This window comes from Microbispora sp. NBRC 16548, assembly GCF_030268985.1.
Lineage (GTDB): Bacteria > Actinomycetota > Actinomycetes > Streptosporangiales > Streptosporangiaceae > Microbispora > Microbispora catharanthi.
Window position 1 is genome coordinate 99786 of record NZ_BSSF01000011.1, and the last position, 13835, is coordinate 113620.

Sequence of the window (13835 nt, forward strand, 5' to 3'; positions counted from 1 at the left end):
CGTGCGTCAGCGGGTGACCGTCAGACGGCGGCGGAACACCCAGTAGGTCCAGGCCTGGTAGGCGAGGACGACCGGAGTGAAGATCGCCGCCACCCAGGTCATGACGCCCAGCGTGTACGGCGTGGACGCCGCGTTGTGGACGGTCAGGCTGTTGGCGGGGTCGAGCGCGGGCATGACGTCCGGCCACAGACCGCCGAAGAGCGTGACGGTGACCGCGACGACGGCGGCCGCGTTGGCCGCGAAGGCCCAGCCGTCCCGGCCGCGCAGCGTCGCGACGAGCGCGCCGGCGATCCCGGCGGCGGCGGCCGCCACGCTCACCCAGGTGCCCGCGGTGCCGGTCATGAGCTGCGTGACCAGCAGGAACGCCCCGCCCAGCACGAGGGCGGCCAGACCGGTCCACCGGGCGGCCGTCCTGGCCCGCTCCCTCAGCTCGCCGGTGGTCTTGAGCGCGGTGAACACGGCCCCGTGCAGGGTGAACAGCGCCAGCGTGGCCGCGCCTCCCAGCAGGGCGTAGGGGTTGAGCAGGTCGAGCAGGCCGCCGGTGTACTCGTGCCGGGCGTCCAGCGGGACCCCGCGCACGATGTTGGCGAAGGCCACGCCCCACAGGAAGGCCGGGCCGAGCGAGCCCCAGAAGAACGCGCGGTCCCAGCCCCGGGTGCTGTCGCTCTTCGAGCGATACTCCAGAGCCACCCCGCGCACGATCAGGGCCAGCAGGACCAGGAAGAGCGGCAGGTAGAAGCCGCTGAACAGGGTGGCGTACCACTCGGGGAAGGCGGCGAACGTCGCGCCGCCCGCGACCAGCAGCCAGACCTCGTTGCCGTCCCAGACCGGGCCGATGGCGCGCACGAGCGTGCCGCGCTCGGCCTCGTCGCGGCCGAGGAACGGCAGCAGGACGCCGACGCCGAAGTCGAACCCCTCCAGCACGAAGTAGCCCGTCCACAGGACGGCGATGAGCAGGAACCAGACGGTGGTGAGCTCCATGGGATCGTCCTTCAGTACGACAGCGCGGGGAGAGCGGGCTCGTCCTGGTGGACGGCGTCCTCGGGCTCGGGCCCCTGGCGGATGAACTTCAGCAGCAGGCGGACCTCGATGACCGCCAGCACGGCGTAGACCAGCGTGAAGCCGATCAGGGTGGTGGCGACCTCACCGACGTCGGAGCCCGGGGAGACGGCCGCGGCGGTCCGCATGATGCCGAACACGGTCCACGGCTGGCGGCCCATCTCGGTGAAGATCCACCCGAGCGTGTTGGCCAGGAACGGCAGCCCGATGCCGAGCACGCCGATCCGGTAGAACCAGGGGTTGCCGGGCAGCCTGCGGCGGCGGGTGAGCCACAGACCGGCCAGCGCCAGCAGCCCGGCCAGCGCGCCGAAGCCGATCATCAGCCGGAACGACCAGTACGCGAGGCCGACGACCGGCCGGTAGTCGCCGGGGCCGTACGTCTTCTCATAGCGCGCCTGGATGTCGTTGATGCCTTCGACCTTCCCGTCCAGGGTGTTGGTGGACAGCAGGCTCAGGCCGTACGGGATCTGGACGTTGATGTGGTTGCGGCCGCTCTCCACGTCGCCGACCGCGAAGATCGAAAAGCCCGCGGAGGTCTCGTCCTCCCACAGGGCCTCGGCGGCGGCCATCTTCATGGGCTGCTGCTTCGTCATGATCTGCGCCTGCCAGTGGCCGCTCAGCATCACCCCGGCCGACGCGACCAGCGTGACGACCAGGGCGGCGCGGGCCGAGGCGCGGAACAGGTCCACCTCGCGCCTGCGCGCGAGCTGCCACGCGCTCACCCCGATGACGAACGCCCCGGCGGTCACGAACGCGCCGAAGATGACGTGGGGGAACGTCGCGAGGGTGGTGACGTTCGTCAGCACGGCCCAGATGTCGGTGAGCTCGGCGCGCCCGGTGGCCGGGTTGAGCCGGTAGCCGACCGGGTGCTGCATCCAGGAGTTGGCCGCGAGGATGAAGTACGCGGAGATGTTCGTGCCGATCGCGGCCAGCCAGATCGTGGCCAGGTGAACCCTCTTCGGCAGCCTGTCCCAGCCGAATATCCACAGGCCGAGGAAGGTGGACTCCAGGAAGAAGGCCATCAGCCCTTCCATCGCGAGCGGCGCGCCGAACACGTCGCCGACGAACCGCGAGTAGGCGCTCCAGTTCATCCCGAACTGGAACTCCTGGACGATGCCGGTGACCACGCCCATCGCGAAGTTGATCAGGAACAGCTTGCCCCAGAACTTCGTCATCCGCAGGTACGCCGCATCGCCCGTACGGTGCCAGGCCGTTTGGAACCCGGCCACGAGAACCGACAGGCCGATCGTGAGCGGCACGAACAGGAAGTGGTAGACGGTCGTGATGCCGAACTGCCACCGGGACAGATCCAGGACGTCCATAGGGGCTCCACACGCTGATGAGGGACGTCTGAAGCCTGGCCCAGCCCGGATCACCGCCCCAGGGCTGGCGGACCCGACTGGGAGAGGACCTTGGTCACGATCCCTCGGGACCGTTGGCGATGATGGACCTGTGCGTGTGCGTCCCGTCTCCCCGTCCCTGCTCGTGGAGGAACTCGCCGACCTGATCGCCGACCGGCCGCGCGACGCGTGGGTGCGCGTCGCCGTGGACGGCGCCCCCGCCGCCGAACCGGGCCGGCTGGCCGACGATCTGGTGGAGCCGCTGCGCCTGCGCGGCCGGGAGGTCCTGCGGGTGCCCGCGGCCGGGTTCCTGCGCCCGGCCTCGCTCCGGCTGGAGTTCGGCCGCACCGACCCCGACGTGTTCCACGACGAGTGGCTGGACGTGGGCGGCCTCACCCGCGAGGTGCTCGGGCCGCTCGAACCTGGCCGTACGGGCCGGGTGCTGCCCTCGCTGTGGGACAGCGAGCGCGACCGGGCCACCCGCGCGGACTACGTGACGCTGAAGCCGGGCGGGGTGGTGCTGCTCGACGGCGCGCTGCTGCTCGGGCGCGGCCTGCCGTTCGACCTGACCGTCCACCTGTCCATGTCGGCCGCCGCGCTGGCCCGCCGTACGCCGCCGGAGGAGCGGTGGACGCTGCCCGCCTACGAGCGGTACGAGCGCGAGACCGGCCCGGTGCGGGCCGCCGACGTGGTCGTCCGCGTCGAGGACCCGCGCCACCCCGCGGTAGTCGGTTTTTAGAGCCCGTACGCCTCCAGCAGGCGCAGCCACACCTCGCTGACGGTCGGGTACGCCGGGACGGCGTGCCACAGGTCGTCCAGGGTCACCCCGGAGGTGACCGCGATCGTCGCGGCGTGCAGCAGCTCGGCCGCCCCCGGGGCCACGAAGGTCACGCCGAGCAGCACCCGGCGGCGCTCGTCGACCACCGCCTTGGCCTTGCCCCGATAGCCGTCGCCGAGGAGGTAGCCACCGGCCACCTGCTCCATGTCGTACTCCAGGACCCGCACGTCGAAGCCCTCGGCGCGGGCCTGCGCCTCCGTGCGGCCCACGGCGCACACCTGGGGATCGGTGAAGACCACCTGCGGCGCCCCGGCGCGGTCCGCGCGGTCGCGCATGCCGGGCCGGTCGTCCGCCTCGCCCCGGGCCCGGGCGACGATCACGTCGGAGGCCACCCGTGCCTGGTATTTGCCCATGTGCGTGAGGAGCGCGAGGCCGTTGACGTCCCCCACCGCGTAGAGCCAGCCGTCCGCCACGCCGGTGGCCCGCATGCTCTCGTCCACCGCGACCGGGCCGGTCTCCGGCAGCCCGACCGAGGCCAGGCCGAGATCGCCGACGGCGGACCGGCGGCCGGCGGCGACCAGGATCTCGTCGGCCGTGACCGTCCCCCCGCTCGCGAGCCGCACCGTGACCTCGCCGCCCGGCTCCGGCCGCTCGACCTTCTCCGCGCTCTCGTGCGTGCGGATGTCGATGCCCTGGTCGGTCAGCGACCGCGCGACCGCCTCTCCGGCGAAGGGCTCCAGCCTCGTCAGCAGCTCGCCGCCCCGGACGAGCATCGTGACCTCCCTGGCCCCGAGCCCGCGCATGGCCTGGGCCATCTCGCACGCGACCACGCCGCCGCCGATCACCACGAGCCGGTCCGGTACGGCACGCACGCCGGTCGCCTCACGGTTCGTCCAAGGCTCGGCCGCGGCGAGACCGGCCACGGGCGGGATCACCGGGCGGCTCCCGGTGGCCAGCATGACGGCGTGGTTCGCGACGAGCGTGCGGGTGCCGCCGTCGGCCGTCGCGACCTCGACCCGCCGGGGGCCGGCGAGCCGTCCCGTGCCGCGCACGAGCGTCACGCCCGCAGAGTCGAGCCACCTCGCCTGCCCGGCGTCGTCGTAGTTCGACACCACGGCGTCGCGCCGGGCCAGCACCGCGGCGGCGTCGATCGGCCCGCCCCCGGCTGACGTGTCCAGCCGCAGCCCCGTGACCCGGCCCACCTCTCCCGCGAGGTCCACCGGGCGCAGGAGCGCCTTGCTCGGCATGCAGGCCCAGTAGGAGCACTCCCCTCCCGCCAGCTCGCTCTCCACGATGACGGTGCTCAGGCCGGCCGCCGCCATCCGCCCCGCCGCGACCTCGCCCGCCGGACCCGCGCCAATGACGATCACATCGAAGACTTCCACGGGCTCCACCCTGTCACGGGTGCCCCCGTGACGTGGAGACGAGCCCCCCTTCATAGGCGGCGATGACCAGCTGGGCCCGGTCGCGCGCGCCGAGCTTGGCGAGCAGGTGACCGATGTGGGTCTTCACGGTGGCCGTGCTCACATGCAGGTTCGCCGCGATCTCCAGGTTGGACAGACCGCGCGCGACGAGCGTGAGCACCTCCCGCTCGCGGGCGGTGAGGCCGTCGAGCAAGGGGCCGGATCGAGGCCGGTCCGCGGCGGTCCTGGCGAACTGTGTGAACTGGGCGATCAGCCGCCGCGTCACGCTCGGCGCCAGCAGCCCCTCGCCCGCGGCGATGACGCGGATCGCCGTCAACAGGTCGGCGGGCGGGGTGTTCTTCAGCAGGAACCCGCTCGCCCCGGCCCGCAGCCCCGCGTAGACGTACTCGTCGAGGTCGAACGTGGTGAGGATCAGCACCTTCACGCCAGACGTCCCGGCGCAGATCTGCCGGGTCGCCTCGATGCCGTCCATGCCGGGCATCCGCACGTCCATCAGCACGACGTCGGGACGCTCGGCGCGGGCCAGCTCGACGGCCCGCGCCCCGGTGCCCGCCTCGCCGACCGCGACCAGCCCCGGCGTGCTGTCGACCAGCAGGCGCAGGCTGCCGCGCAGCAGTTCCTGGTCGTCAGCGAGCAGCACCCGGATCGGCTCGGACTCGTTCACGTCCCCTCCTCTCCCAGCGGCAGGCGGGCGAGCACGCGGAACCCGCCGCCGGGCAGCGGACCCGCCGTGAAGACCCCGCCGTGCGCCGTGACGCGCTCGCGCATGCCGATCAGGCCGTGGCCGGGCGGACCGGGGGGCAGGACCCGGCGGCCCGGCCCGTCGTCGGTCACCTCGACGCGCACCTGTTCTCCCTCGTCGTGCACAGAAACCCGGCAGGCCGCCGGGGCCGCGTGCCTGACCACGTTGGTGACGGCCTCCTGGACGATCCGGTGGACCGCCAGCTCCAGCGCCGGGGGCAGGCCGTCCGTCACCCGCACGTCCAGGTCCACGCGTACGCCCGCGGCCGCCGCACGCTCGGCGATGTCCGGCAGCGCCTCGAGGTCCGGCGCCGGAGACAGCGCACCGGTGACATCGCCAGTGACAGCTCCGGGGGCCGTACGCAGCACGCCGAGCATGTGCCGCATCTCGGTCAGCGCCTGCCTGCTCGTGGTCTCGATGACCCGCAGCGCCTCCAGTGCCTCCTCCGGCCGCCGGTCCGCCACGTGCGCGGCGACCCCGGCCTTGACCCCGATGAGGCTGAGCGTGTGGGAGACCACGTCGTGCATCTCTCTGGCGATGCGCAGCCGCTCCTCGGTGACGGCGCGCTCGGCGGCCTGCTCGGCCCCGCGCGCGGCGTACGCCCGGCGCTCCCGCACCGCCCGGCCGATCGTCCAGGCGCCGCCCAGCGCGAGCGAGCCGAGCACGACGGTCTCCACGATCCGCCTGACCTCCGGCTCGGCCGCCACGCCGCCGAACGCCGCCAGCAGCAGCGCCCCGACGGTCAGGACGCCGATCGCCGCCGTCGGCTCCCACCGGCGCCGCCGCGTCGTGAGCGCGACCGGATAGAGCGCGTACGCCATGGCGGCCAGCGGTTCCCGCGCGACGCCGAGCGCCATGACCGCCGCGGACGCGACCGCGACGACGCAGAAGACCGGCAGCGGCCACCGCCGCCTGACCGCGAGCGGCAGCGTCATCGCGGCGATCAGGGCCCAGGCCGCCGGGTGACGCACGTCCGGGGAGTTGACGACCAGCACCAACGCGTACCCCAGCGCGGCCAGCAGGTCGAGCGCGACCAGCTCACGGGGGCGCAGCGGCCGGGGGAACAACGGCCGCACGTCCGGATCGTCCACGCGCCCACGCTAGCCATCCGCGCACACGCCCGCCTCCTGCCCTGGTCTGTCATGCCACGGTCTGAGGCGCGTCCGGCGGATCACACTTCGCTCCGACGCGAGGGACGGGCGCCCCGCGAGACCGTCAGGACATGATCGAAGTCAGAGAGCTGACCAAGCGCTTCGGGCGCACGGTCGCCGTGGACGGGCTGACGTTCCACGTGAAACCAGGCCGCGTGACCGGGTTTCTCGGGCCGAACGGCGCGGGCAAGACCACGACCATGCGGGTGATCCTCGGCCTGGACCACCCGGCGAGCGGCGAAGCGCTGGTGAATGGCCGCCGCTACGACCGCATCCGCCACCCCATGCGGGAGGTGGGCGCGCTCCTTGACGCCGGCGCCGTTCAGGGCGGCCGTACGCCCCTCGGCCACCTGAGCTGGATCGCCCGAGCCAACCGCATCGGCCGCGACCGGATCGTGTCCGTCATCGAGCAGGTGGGCCTGGCCGGCGTTGCCCGCAAGCGGATCGGCGGCTTCTCCCTCGGCATGCGCCAGCGCCTCGGGATCGCCGCCGCGCTCCTCGGCGACCCCGCGGTGCTGCTGCTCGACGAGCCGGTCAACGGCCTCGATCCGGACGGCGTGCGCTGGATCCGCGAACTGCTGCGCGGCCTCGCCGCCGAGGGACGCACGGTGCTGCTGTCGAGCCACCTGATGAGCGAGATGGAGCTCACCGCGGACCACCTCGTCATCATCGGCCGCGGGCGGCTCATCGCGGACACCCCGATGCGGGAGCTGACCGCCGTGAGGGACGTCCTCGTCCGCAGCAGCCGCGCCGGTGACCTCGCCGCCGCGCTGTCGGCCGCGGGCGGGACGGTCACCGCCGAGGACGGCGGGGGCCTGTCGGTGCGCGGCCTCGATCCGAAGGAGATCGGCGACCTCGCCGCCCGGCACGCGATCCCCCTCCACGAGGTCACCCCGCGCGGCGCCTCGCTGGAGGAGACCTACATGCGGCTCACGGCTGAGCTCACGGGTGGGGGTGCCGGCCGGTGATCGACGCCCTCGCCGCCGAATGGCTCAAGCTCCGCACCCTCCGGTCCACCTTCGTCGTCCTCGGCGTGGTCGGCGTCGTCGTCGCTCTCATGGCCCTGCTGGCGTGGTATGCCGTCCACCTGTGGGAGGGCCTGCCGCCCGGCCAGCGCGATCGCCTGGAGGTGTCGTCGCTGCCCGAGCTCGCCAACTGGCTCGCCTCGCTGTGCCTGGCCGTGCTGGGCGTCCTCGCCTTCTCGGGTGAGTACGGCACCGGCATGATCCGCACCACGTTCACCGTGCTGCCGTCACGCGGGCGGGTGCTCGCCGCCAAGGCGGGCGTCGTCGCGGTCGTCGCCTTCTGCACGGGGCTCGCGGCTGTGCTCGCGACGTACGCCGCCGGGCGGCTCATCATCGGCGATCGGCCCATCCGGGGGCAGTCGGCCGAGGCGCTGAGCGAGCAGATGCCGCTCTTCCTCGCGTTGAGCCTGTCCATCGCGATGTTCGCGCTGCTCGGCCTGTGCCTGGCTGCGATCACTCGGTCGGCCGTCGCCGCCGTCGCCGCGCTCGTGGCGGTCTGGTACGTGCTCCCGATCATCGTCAACAACGTCCCGGCGCCGTGGAACGAGCGCATCGGCTCGATCCTGCCGGGCGCCCTGGCGGGCCAGCTGGCCGGCACCGGCAACCCCCAGTCGCTCGGCGGCGCGCTCCTGTCGCCGCTCGCCGCGCTCGCGGTGACGGTCGCCTGGGTGGCGGTGCCGTACACGGTGGCCGCCGTCCTGCTGGCCCGCAGGGACGCCTGACGGCTCAGCTCGCGCTCAGCGGCGCGCAGGCCCCGGTGGTCGCGGTGGCCGCGGTGGCCGGCTTCGCGGCCGTGCTCGCACCCGCGTCCGCCGCGAGGGACACCTTGGCCGTGAGCGAGAGGGTCAGGGGCAGGGTGAGACCGGGCGAACAGGCGGGAGCGCACGTCGCGGGCGCGGGCACCGGCTTCACGACCGGCTTCACGACGGGCTTGACGACCGGCTTCACGACGGGAACGGGCGCCGGAGCCGGGGCGGGCTTGACGACCGGCTTCACCACCGGCTTCACCACCGGCTTCACCACCGGCTTCACGACGGGCTGCACGAGCGGTGCCGGGTCGGGCTTCGACACGGCGGGCGTGGACGTGACGTCGGCGGGCCGCTTGCCGGGATCGACGTGCGGCCGGGGCGCCGGTGCGTCCTGCTTGCCGTCCTTCTTCACGTTGGCGGAAAGGTCCACGTCGCGCTTTTCCACCTGCGGGGAGACCGTCGTCTTGCCGTTCTCCTCCTGGCCGTCGCGGTTGATCTCGACCGTCTCGGGCGTGTCCAGCAACGCGGCCAACTGGTCCTGGTTGGCGTACTGCAGGGCGGAGACGCTGTCGTTCTGCCAGTTGTAGGGCAGCGCGGCCGCATCCGTCGTCTCCTTCTGGAACGGCGTGAGGACCAGCGTGAGGTCACGCATCAGGAACTGATGCTGGCGCTGCTGCTCCCGCAGCCGCTGATTGTGCCGGTGCCCGTTCTTCTGGCTGTTGCGCTGGCCCCGGGAGTGCGGATGGCCGAACCGGACGAGGCCGTGCTGCGCGGACATCGTGGCGGCCCCCGCCGGAGCCGCGACGAGAGGAACACTCGCGATCACGGCGCCACCGGCGAGGACGGCGCCGATCGCGAGGATCCCGGCGACGCTCGTGCTGTTTGCCATTTCGTTTTCCCCCTAGAACAACCGCAGAAGAACCACCGTGCTTACCGATCTCGGGGTTTCCGCGCAGATCACCGGACAAACGAGCTAAGACCCGGTCTTTCCCTTCCCCTGCGCATTGTTGAGGGCGCCGCAGGTTTAAATGTCCGTCTTATGAGAGAAATGTCCTGACACCGCCCGATGCCGCCCGCCGTACCGTCGCGAAGTGAGGGTGGGGCGGGTCAGGGTACGGCTCAGGCATGACCTCTGCACGGGACGAACTGGCGGGGCTCGACCCCTTCGACATCTTCGACACCGAGGCGGCGCGGCTGGACCGCTTCTTCTCCTCCCTCGACGAGGACGGCTGGAACCGCCCCTCCCGGTGCGACGGCTGGACGGTGCGCGACGTGCTCGCACACCTGGTCGGTGAGGAGTTGTACAACCACGCGTGCCTGGACGACGACATCGACGGGTTCTACGAGCTACTCGAACACGAGGGCGTGCGCGGCGGCTTCGACGGTTTCAACGAGTGGTGCGTGCGCAAGCGTCACGGCCTGCCGGTGGAGCAGGTGCTCGACGAGTGGCGGACCAGGAACGGGGAGACGCGAAGGCGGATGCGCGCCCTCGGCCGCGACGGCACGCTCCACACGTCGGCCGGCCCCTACCCGGCCGGTCTCCAGACCTTCCACTACGACTCGGAGTACGCCACGCACGCCGACGACGTCGGGGCTCCGGTGACGCCCGACGAGGCCGGCGACCGCCTCGGCTGGCGGGTCCGGGTCGGCATGTTCGTGCTGGAGGAGCAGGGGTCCAAGGCGCGGATCGAACACGCCTGCGGCCGGTTGCAGGTGCAGGTGGACGACGGCCTGACCGCCGACCTCTCCCCCGAGGAGTTCGTCGAGGCGACGGTCGGCCGGCTGCCCGCCGGGCATCCTCTCGACGCCCGCGTCCGGGGCGCGCTGCGCTGCCTCGCCTGAGCCGCGCACCGGAAACACGGCTCCGGCGACAAGACGAGACACGCCGGGTGCCCCTGCGGGCACCCGGCGTGCTGGACATAACGGATCGGACCGCGCCCTCGGCACCGGTGGTAATAAGACGCTCGTCTCCCGCCTCGGCGGGACCGCCGCCCACGACCCGGCGTTCCCGGGAGCGGGCCGTACGGGCAGGGCCGCACGCACGGTCACGGCCCTCGGAGTGAGGGCACTCGCGGCGACGGGCGCGGCGGAGCCCCGGCGTGCGGCTCCGCCCCCCACCGTGCCTCCCACTGGGCCCCCCACCGTGCCTCCCACTGGGCACCGGTACGGCAGACTGGCCGGACGTTCGCGGCCGGGCGGCCGGGTGGGACCTCCGGGCCTTCGGTCGACGGCGGCGCGCCGGCGCGCCGGATATGGAATGCGTATCGATAAACGCCTCATGCGAATTCCCCGAATATAAATACGGCCAGGACAGGCCGGTTTTGCCCGGGGGGATCCAGACGTGCGGCGGCCCGTCAACGATGCACCGGGATCGGGCCCAAATCAATCAGGCGCGCCGGAGAGAACGCATTCCGCCCGATTAGACAGGAGATCAGGGCAGCCAGGAAACGCGACCGCGCAGCACGCCGTACCCGACGAAGGCGACCACGTCGATCAGCGTGTGCGCGATGATCAGCGGCATGGTCCGCCCCCAGCGCTGGTAGAGCCGGCCGAAGACCACGCCCATGGCGATGTTGCCGACGAAACCGCCGAAGCCCTGGTAGAGGTGGTAGGAGCCGCGCAGGACGGCCGACGCCCCCAGCGCGCGCCACGGCGACCAGCCGCGCTGCCCCAATCGATGCAGCAGATAACCGGCGACCAGCACCTCCTCCAGCACGCCGTTCTGGGCGGCCTCGGCGACCAGGACCGGGATCCGCCACCACATGTCCGGCAGGCTGTCGGGCACGACGTTCAGGTTGAACCCGGACCGGAAGGCGAACAGGTAGAACAGCAGCCCGGTGCCGCCGATCACCGCAGCCAGCACGGCGCCGCGCAGCGTGTCGCGGCCCGGCTCGCGCCAGTCGGCCCCGATCGTGCGCATGGACTCGCCCGATCGCGCCAGCAGGTAGGCGACGAGCCCCACCGGCGCCACGTTCACCGCGATCCCCGCGAGGTGCAGCGAGAGATCCAGCCACGGGCGGCCGGGGGCCAGCGAGCCGACGAGCACCGCGTGCTGGTCGCCCAGGTCCTTCGGCGCGGTCAGTGCGCCGATGAGGCGGATGAGCGACAGCAGGGCGCTGGCGCCGAGCGAGACCGCGAAGACCGCGATGATCTCCGGGCCGATCAGCCGCGGCGTAAGTCCGCGCAGGGCGGTCGCGTCGGCGGTGGCGTCGTCCATGCTGGCAGGGTAGCCGCCCCCGCACGGTCATCCGTCCCGTCAGTACGGCAGCGCACGGGACGTGAACGACGGTGCGACGAAGGCCGCCTTGAACTTCGGAAAGGCGACCGTGCTGGGGTTGCCGTCCGAGGTGTAGCGGTCGGTGGGGTTCGCCTTGAGCCAGTCGAGCCACGCCATCGAGCAGAACTTCTTGCAGTCGCCGACCTTCTCCTTCGACCTGATCCGCGGGATGCCGACGGGGTCGAAGTCCTTGGTGTACGGCGACGGCGCCGGGGTGTAGCCCGCGAGGAACACGCCCTTGTAGTCGTAGCGGGTGCCGCCGGACGCCCCCTGCAGCGCCCACTTCTTCTCGTGCGGCTGGTTGCCGTACGGCAGGGCGAGCGTGACCGGCGGCGTCTTGATCAGCGAGGTGATCAGCGTCTGCCCGGCCGCGATCTGGTTCTCCACCTGGTCCTTCGGCTTGCCGAGCAGGTTGAGGTGATCGCGGGTGTGGTTGCCGACGTCGAAGTTGTGGTCCTTGAGCCACTGCAGGACCTGGATCTGCTCCTCCTGCCGGGACTTGCCGAACAGGTCCTTGATCACGTACATGGTCGCCACCGGCCGGAAGCCCGGGTGCTTCTTCGCGACGTCCATCAGGATGCCGATCGCGCAGTCCGGCGCCGGATTGCCCATGCCGTCGAGCGTGAGCTGGGAGGGCGAGGAGTCGTCGAAGGTCAGCACCACCGGGTGCTTGCCCGCCGGAATGTCGATCTTTCCGGTGACGTACTCGGCCGCGGTGACCGGCACGTAGTCCTCCGCCGCGAGCCGTTCCAGCTCGTCGCGGAAGTCCTTCGGGCTGCGGTCGTCGCCCGGCGGCGGGTTCTTGACGATCCGGTGATACATGATCACCGGGACCTGTCCCAGCTCGTTGGCCTTCACCTGGGCGGCGGCGGCCGTCTCGGACTTGCGCAGCGCCGCCCCGGCCGCCGCGTTCTTCTGCTGGTGACCGGCCGGGCTCGCGTGCGTGATGTGCTTGCCTCCGCCGGCGGCGCAGGCGGAGAGCGTGACCACCCCCAACGACGCCGCGGCGATGCCGGCAACCCTGAAGCGCCCCATGGATCCCCCTCATCGGGCCGCGCTTGACGATGAGGGGCTCCTACCCGCGTGACGAGGTCACATCACGCGGCGTAGGACAAACATCACGCTAAGTGAGTCACAGATGGGGCTCGGCGCAGAAGGCGACGCCGTCCCCGCCGATCTCGACGGAGCCCTCCGACGCGGCGGCGAACACCGACTCGCCGGGCCGCAGCTTGACCTCCGAGCCGGCCGTACCCACGTTCACGACGCCTTCGGTGCACAGCACGATCCTCGGCAGGCCCCCCGGAAGCGTCTCGTTCGCGCCGGATGCGATCCTGCGGAGCAGGAACTCCGGGACCGGGGGCACGTACGCACCGCCGACCGGCTCCACCACCACGGGCTGCGCCGCGGCGTCGGTGATCCGCAGCAGCTCCTCCACGTCGATGTGCTTGCCGGTCAGGCCCGCCCGCAGCACGTTGTCGGAGCAGGCCATGATCTCCACGGCGAAGCCGTCGAGGTAGCAGTGCAACACCCCGGCCCCGAGGAACAGCGCCTCGCCGGGGGCCAGCGTGTGACGGCGCATCAGCAGCGGCGCCAGCACGGCCGGGTCCTCCGGATAACGCCGGGCCAGCCGCACCACCAGCGCGTAGTCGGGCATGTGGACGGCGGAGGCCGCCCACACCACCGCCTCGACCAGCTCACGCCGGGAGCCCGGCCACTCCAGCAGCACCCGCAGCGCGCCGAGCACGTCGCCGCCGCGCAGCGCCGCGACCACCGGCCGCAGCGCGTCGACGTGCAGCCGCTCGACCAGCATCGCCGACTGCTCGGGCGGCCGGAACCCGGCCAGCCCGGTGAACGGCGTGAGCGCGCAGACCAGCTCCGGCTTGTGCCAGGGGTCGGTGTAGTTCGCGTCCCCCCGGGCGTGGCCGTCGGCGGCCTGCTCGGCGTCGGGGTGGACCTGCAGCGACAGCGGCGCGTCCACCGCGATCAGCTTCATCAGGTACGGCAGCCGCTCCCCGAACCGCCCGGCGACCGCCTCCCCTAGGGTCCCCACCGGGTCGGCCGCGACCGCGTCGGCCAGCGCGGTCTCGGCACCGTCCCTGGTCAGCCGGGAGGACGCGGCCGGGTGGGCACCCAGCCACAACTCGGCCTCCGGCCCCGAGGCGGGCCGCCCGGTCAGCTCGGCGATGGCCGTCCGGGAGCCCCAGGGGTAGTCCTTGATGACGTTGGTGAGCAGATCCACGTGAGTCCTCTGCTTGGCGGGCACGGCGCGTCGGCGCGGGGGCGATCCGAG

At 72.4% G+C, this 13835-nt stretch carries 13 protein-coding genes; 4 read left to right on the top strand and 9 right to left on the bottom strand.

Annotated elements, in window-relative coordinates; genetic code table 11:
* Window positions 1-6 precede the first annotated feature (6 nt).
* Together cydB and QSK36_RS28345 are read right to left on the bottom strand one after the other, a co-directional pair.
* Complete coding sequence (cydB, locus tag QSK36_RS28340; RefSeq protein ID WP_285784476.1) at window positions 7-981, bottom strand: cytochrome d ubiquinol oxidase subunit II; 975 nt, start codon at window positions 979-981, stop codon at window positions 7-9.
* A gap of 11 nt (window positions 982-992) precedes the next feature.
* Window positions 993-2381 (bottom strand): cytochrome ubiquinol oxidase subunit I, encoded by a 1389-nt coding sequence (locus tag QSK36_RS28345; protein WP_183538399.1) that lies wholly within the window; start codon window positions 2379-2381, stop codon window positions 993-995.
* 130 nt (window positions 2382-2511) lie between these two features.
* Here QSK36_RS28345 and QSK36_RS28350 point away from each other — a divergent pair, with 130 nt between their 5' ends.
* Window positions 2512-3138, top strand: coding sequence for a nucleoside/nucleotide kinase family protein (locus QSK36_RS28350; protein ID WP_183538397.1), 627 nt, complete (start codon window positions 2512-2514; stop codon window positions 3136-3138).
* Here the strand turns inward: QSK36_RS28350 and QSK36_RS28355 are convergent.
* The 3 genes from QSK36_RS28355 to QSK36_RS28365 are packed head-to-tail and all read right to left on the bottom strand — an operon-like array spanning window position 3135 to window position 6434.
* Window positions 3135-4562, bottom strand: a complete 1428-nt coding sequence (locus QSK36_RS28355) for a dihydrolipoyl dehydrogenase family protein (protein ID WP_285784477.1) — start codon at window positions 4560-4562, stop codon at window positions 3135-3137. The genes QSK36_RS28350 and QSK36_RS28355 overlap by 4 nt on opposite strands.
* 13 nt (window positions 4563-4575) lie before the next feature.
* Entirely contained in the window at window positions 4576-5265 is a 690-nt protein-coding gene (locus QSK36_RS28360) for a response regulator (protein ID WP_183538393.1), read from the bottom strand.
* Window positions 5262-6434 (bottom strand): sensor histidine kinase, encoded by a 1173-nt coding sequence (locus QSK36_RS28365; RefSeq protein WP_285784478.1) that lies wholly within the window; start codon window positions 6432-6434, stop codon window positions 5262-5264. Before QSK36_RS28365 ends, QSK36_RS28360 begins: the two co-directional genes overlap by 4 nt.
* Window positions 6435-6565: 131 nt before the next feature.
* On the opposite strand from QSK36_RS28365, the gene QSK36_RS28370 reads away from it, so the two are divergent.
* Together QSK36_RS28370 and QSK36_RS28375 are read left to right on the top strand one after the other, a co-directional pair.
* Window positions 6566-7462 carry an ABC transporter ATP-binding protein gene (locus QSK36_RS28370; protein WP_183538389.1) on the top strand — a complete coding sequence of 299 codons (897 nt, stop codon included), beginning with the start codon at window positions 6566-6568 and terminating at the stop codon, window positions 7460-7462.
* Window positions 7459-8241 (top strand): ABC transporter permease, encoded by a 783-nt coding sequence (locus QSK36_RS28375; RefSeq protein WP_183538387.1) that lies wholly within the window; start codon window positions 7459-7461, stop codon window positions 8239-8241. The genes QSK36_RS28370 and QSK36_RS28375 overlap by 4 nt, the downstream gene beginning before the upstream one ends.
* Before the next feature lie 4 nt (window positions 8242-8245).
* On the opposite strand, the gene QSK36_RS28380 is transcribed toward QSK36_RS28375, so the two are convergent.
* Window positions 8246-9157: a hypothetical protein gene (locus QSK36_RS28380; RefSeq protein WP_285784479.1), complete on the bottom strand. Its 912-nt coding sequence runs from the start codon at window positions 9155-9157 to the stop codon at window positions 8246-8248.
* A gap of 236 nt (window positions 9158-9393) precedes the next feature.
* On the opposite strand from QSK36_RS28380, the gene QSK36_RS28385 reads away from it, so the two are divergent.
* Entirely contained in the window at window positions 9394-10110 is a 717-nt protein-coding gene (locus tag QSK36_RS28385) for a maleylpyruvate isomerase family mycothiol-dependent enzyme (protein WP_183538383.1), read from the top strand.
* 589 nt (window positions 10111-10699) lie between these two features.
* Here QSK36_RS28385 and QSK36_RS28390 read toward each other — a convergent pair.
* From QSK36_RS28390 to manA, 3 genes are all read right to left on the bottom strand, one after another.
* Window positions 10700-11485 (bottom strand): CPBP family intramembrane glutamic endopeptidase, encoded by a 786-nt coding sequence (locus QSK36_RS28390; RefSeq protein WP_183538381.1) that lies wholly within the window; start codon window positions 11483-11485, stop codon window positions 10700-10702.
* 39 nt (window positions 11486-11524) lie between these two features.
* Window positions 11525-12580, bottom strand: coding sequence for a polysaccharide deacetylase family protein (locus QSK36_RS28395; RefSeq protein ID WP_285784480.1), 1056 nt, complete (start codon window positions 12578-12580; stop codon window positions 11525-11527).
* A 97-nt stretch (window positions 12581-12677) separates the two neighbouring features.
* Window positions 12678-13784: a mannose-6-phosphate isomerase, class I gene (manA, locus tag QSK36_RS28400; RefSeq protein ID WP_285784481.1), complete on the bottom strand. Its 1107-nt coding sequence runs from the start codon at window positions 13782-13784 to the stop codon at window positions 12678-12680.
* Between the last annotated feature and the right edge of the window lie 51 nt (window positions 13785-13835).

Bases quoted from the DNA above. Each gene is read 5' to 3' on its own strand.
- cydB (WP_285784476.1), bottom strand. From the start codon at position 981: ATGGAGCTCACCACCGTCTGGTTCCTGCTCATCGCCGTCCTGTGGACG.
- QSK36_RS28385 (WP_183538383.1), top strand. From the start codon at position 9,394: ATGACCTCTGCACGGGACGAACTGGCGGGGCTCGACCCCTTCGACATC.
- QSK36_RS28380 (WP_285784479.1), bottom strand. From the start codon at position 9,157: ATGGCAAACAGCACGAGCGTCGCCGGGATCCTCGCGATCGGCGCCGTC.
- QSK36_RS28395 (WP_285784480.1), bottom strand. From the start codon at position 12,580: ATGGGGCGCTTCAGGGTTGCCGGCATCGCCGCGGCGTCGTTGGGGGTG.
- QSK36_RS28390 (WP_183538381.1), bottom strand. From the start codon at position 11,485: ATGGACGACGCCACCGCCGACGCGACCGCCCTGCGCGGACTTACGCCG.
- QSK36_RS28370 (WP_183538389.1), top strand. From the start codon at position 6,566: ATGATCGAAGTCAGAGAGCTGACCAAGCGCTTCGGGCGCACGGTCGCC.
- QSK36_RS28345 (WP_183538399.1), bottom strand. From the start codon at position 2,381: ATGGACGTCCTGGATCTGTCCCGGTGGCAGTTCGGCATCACGACCGTC.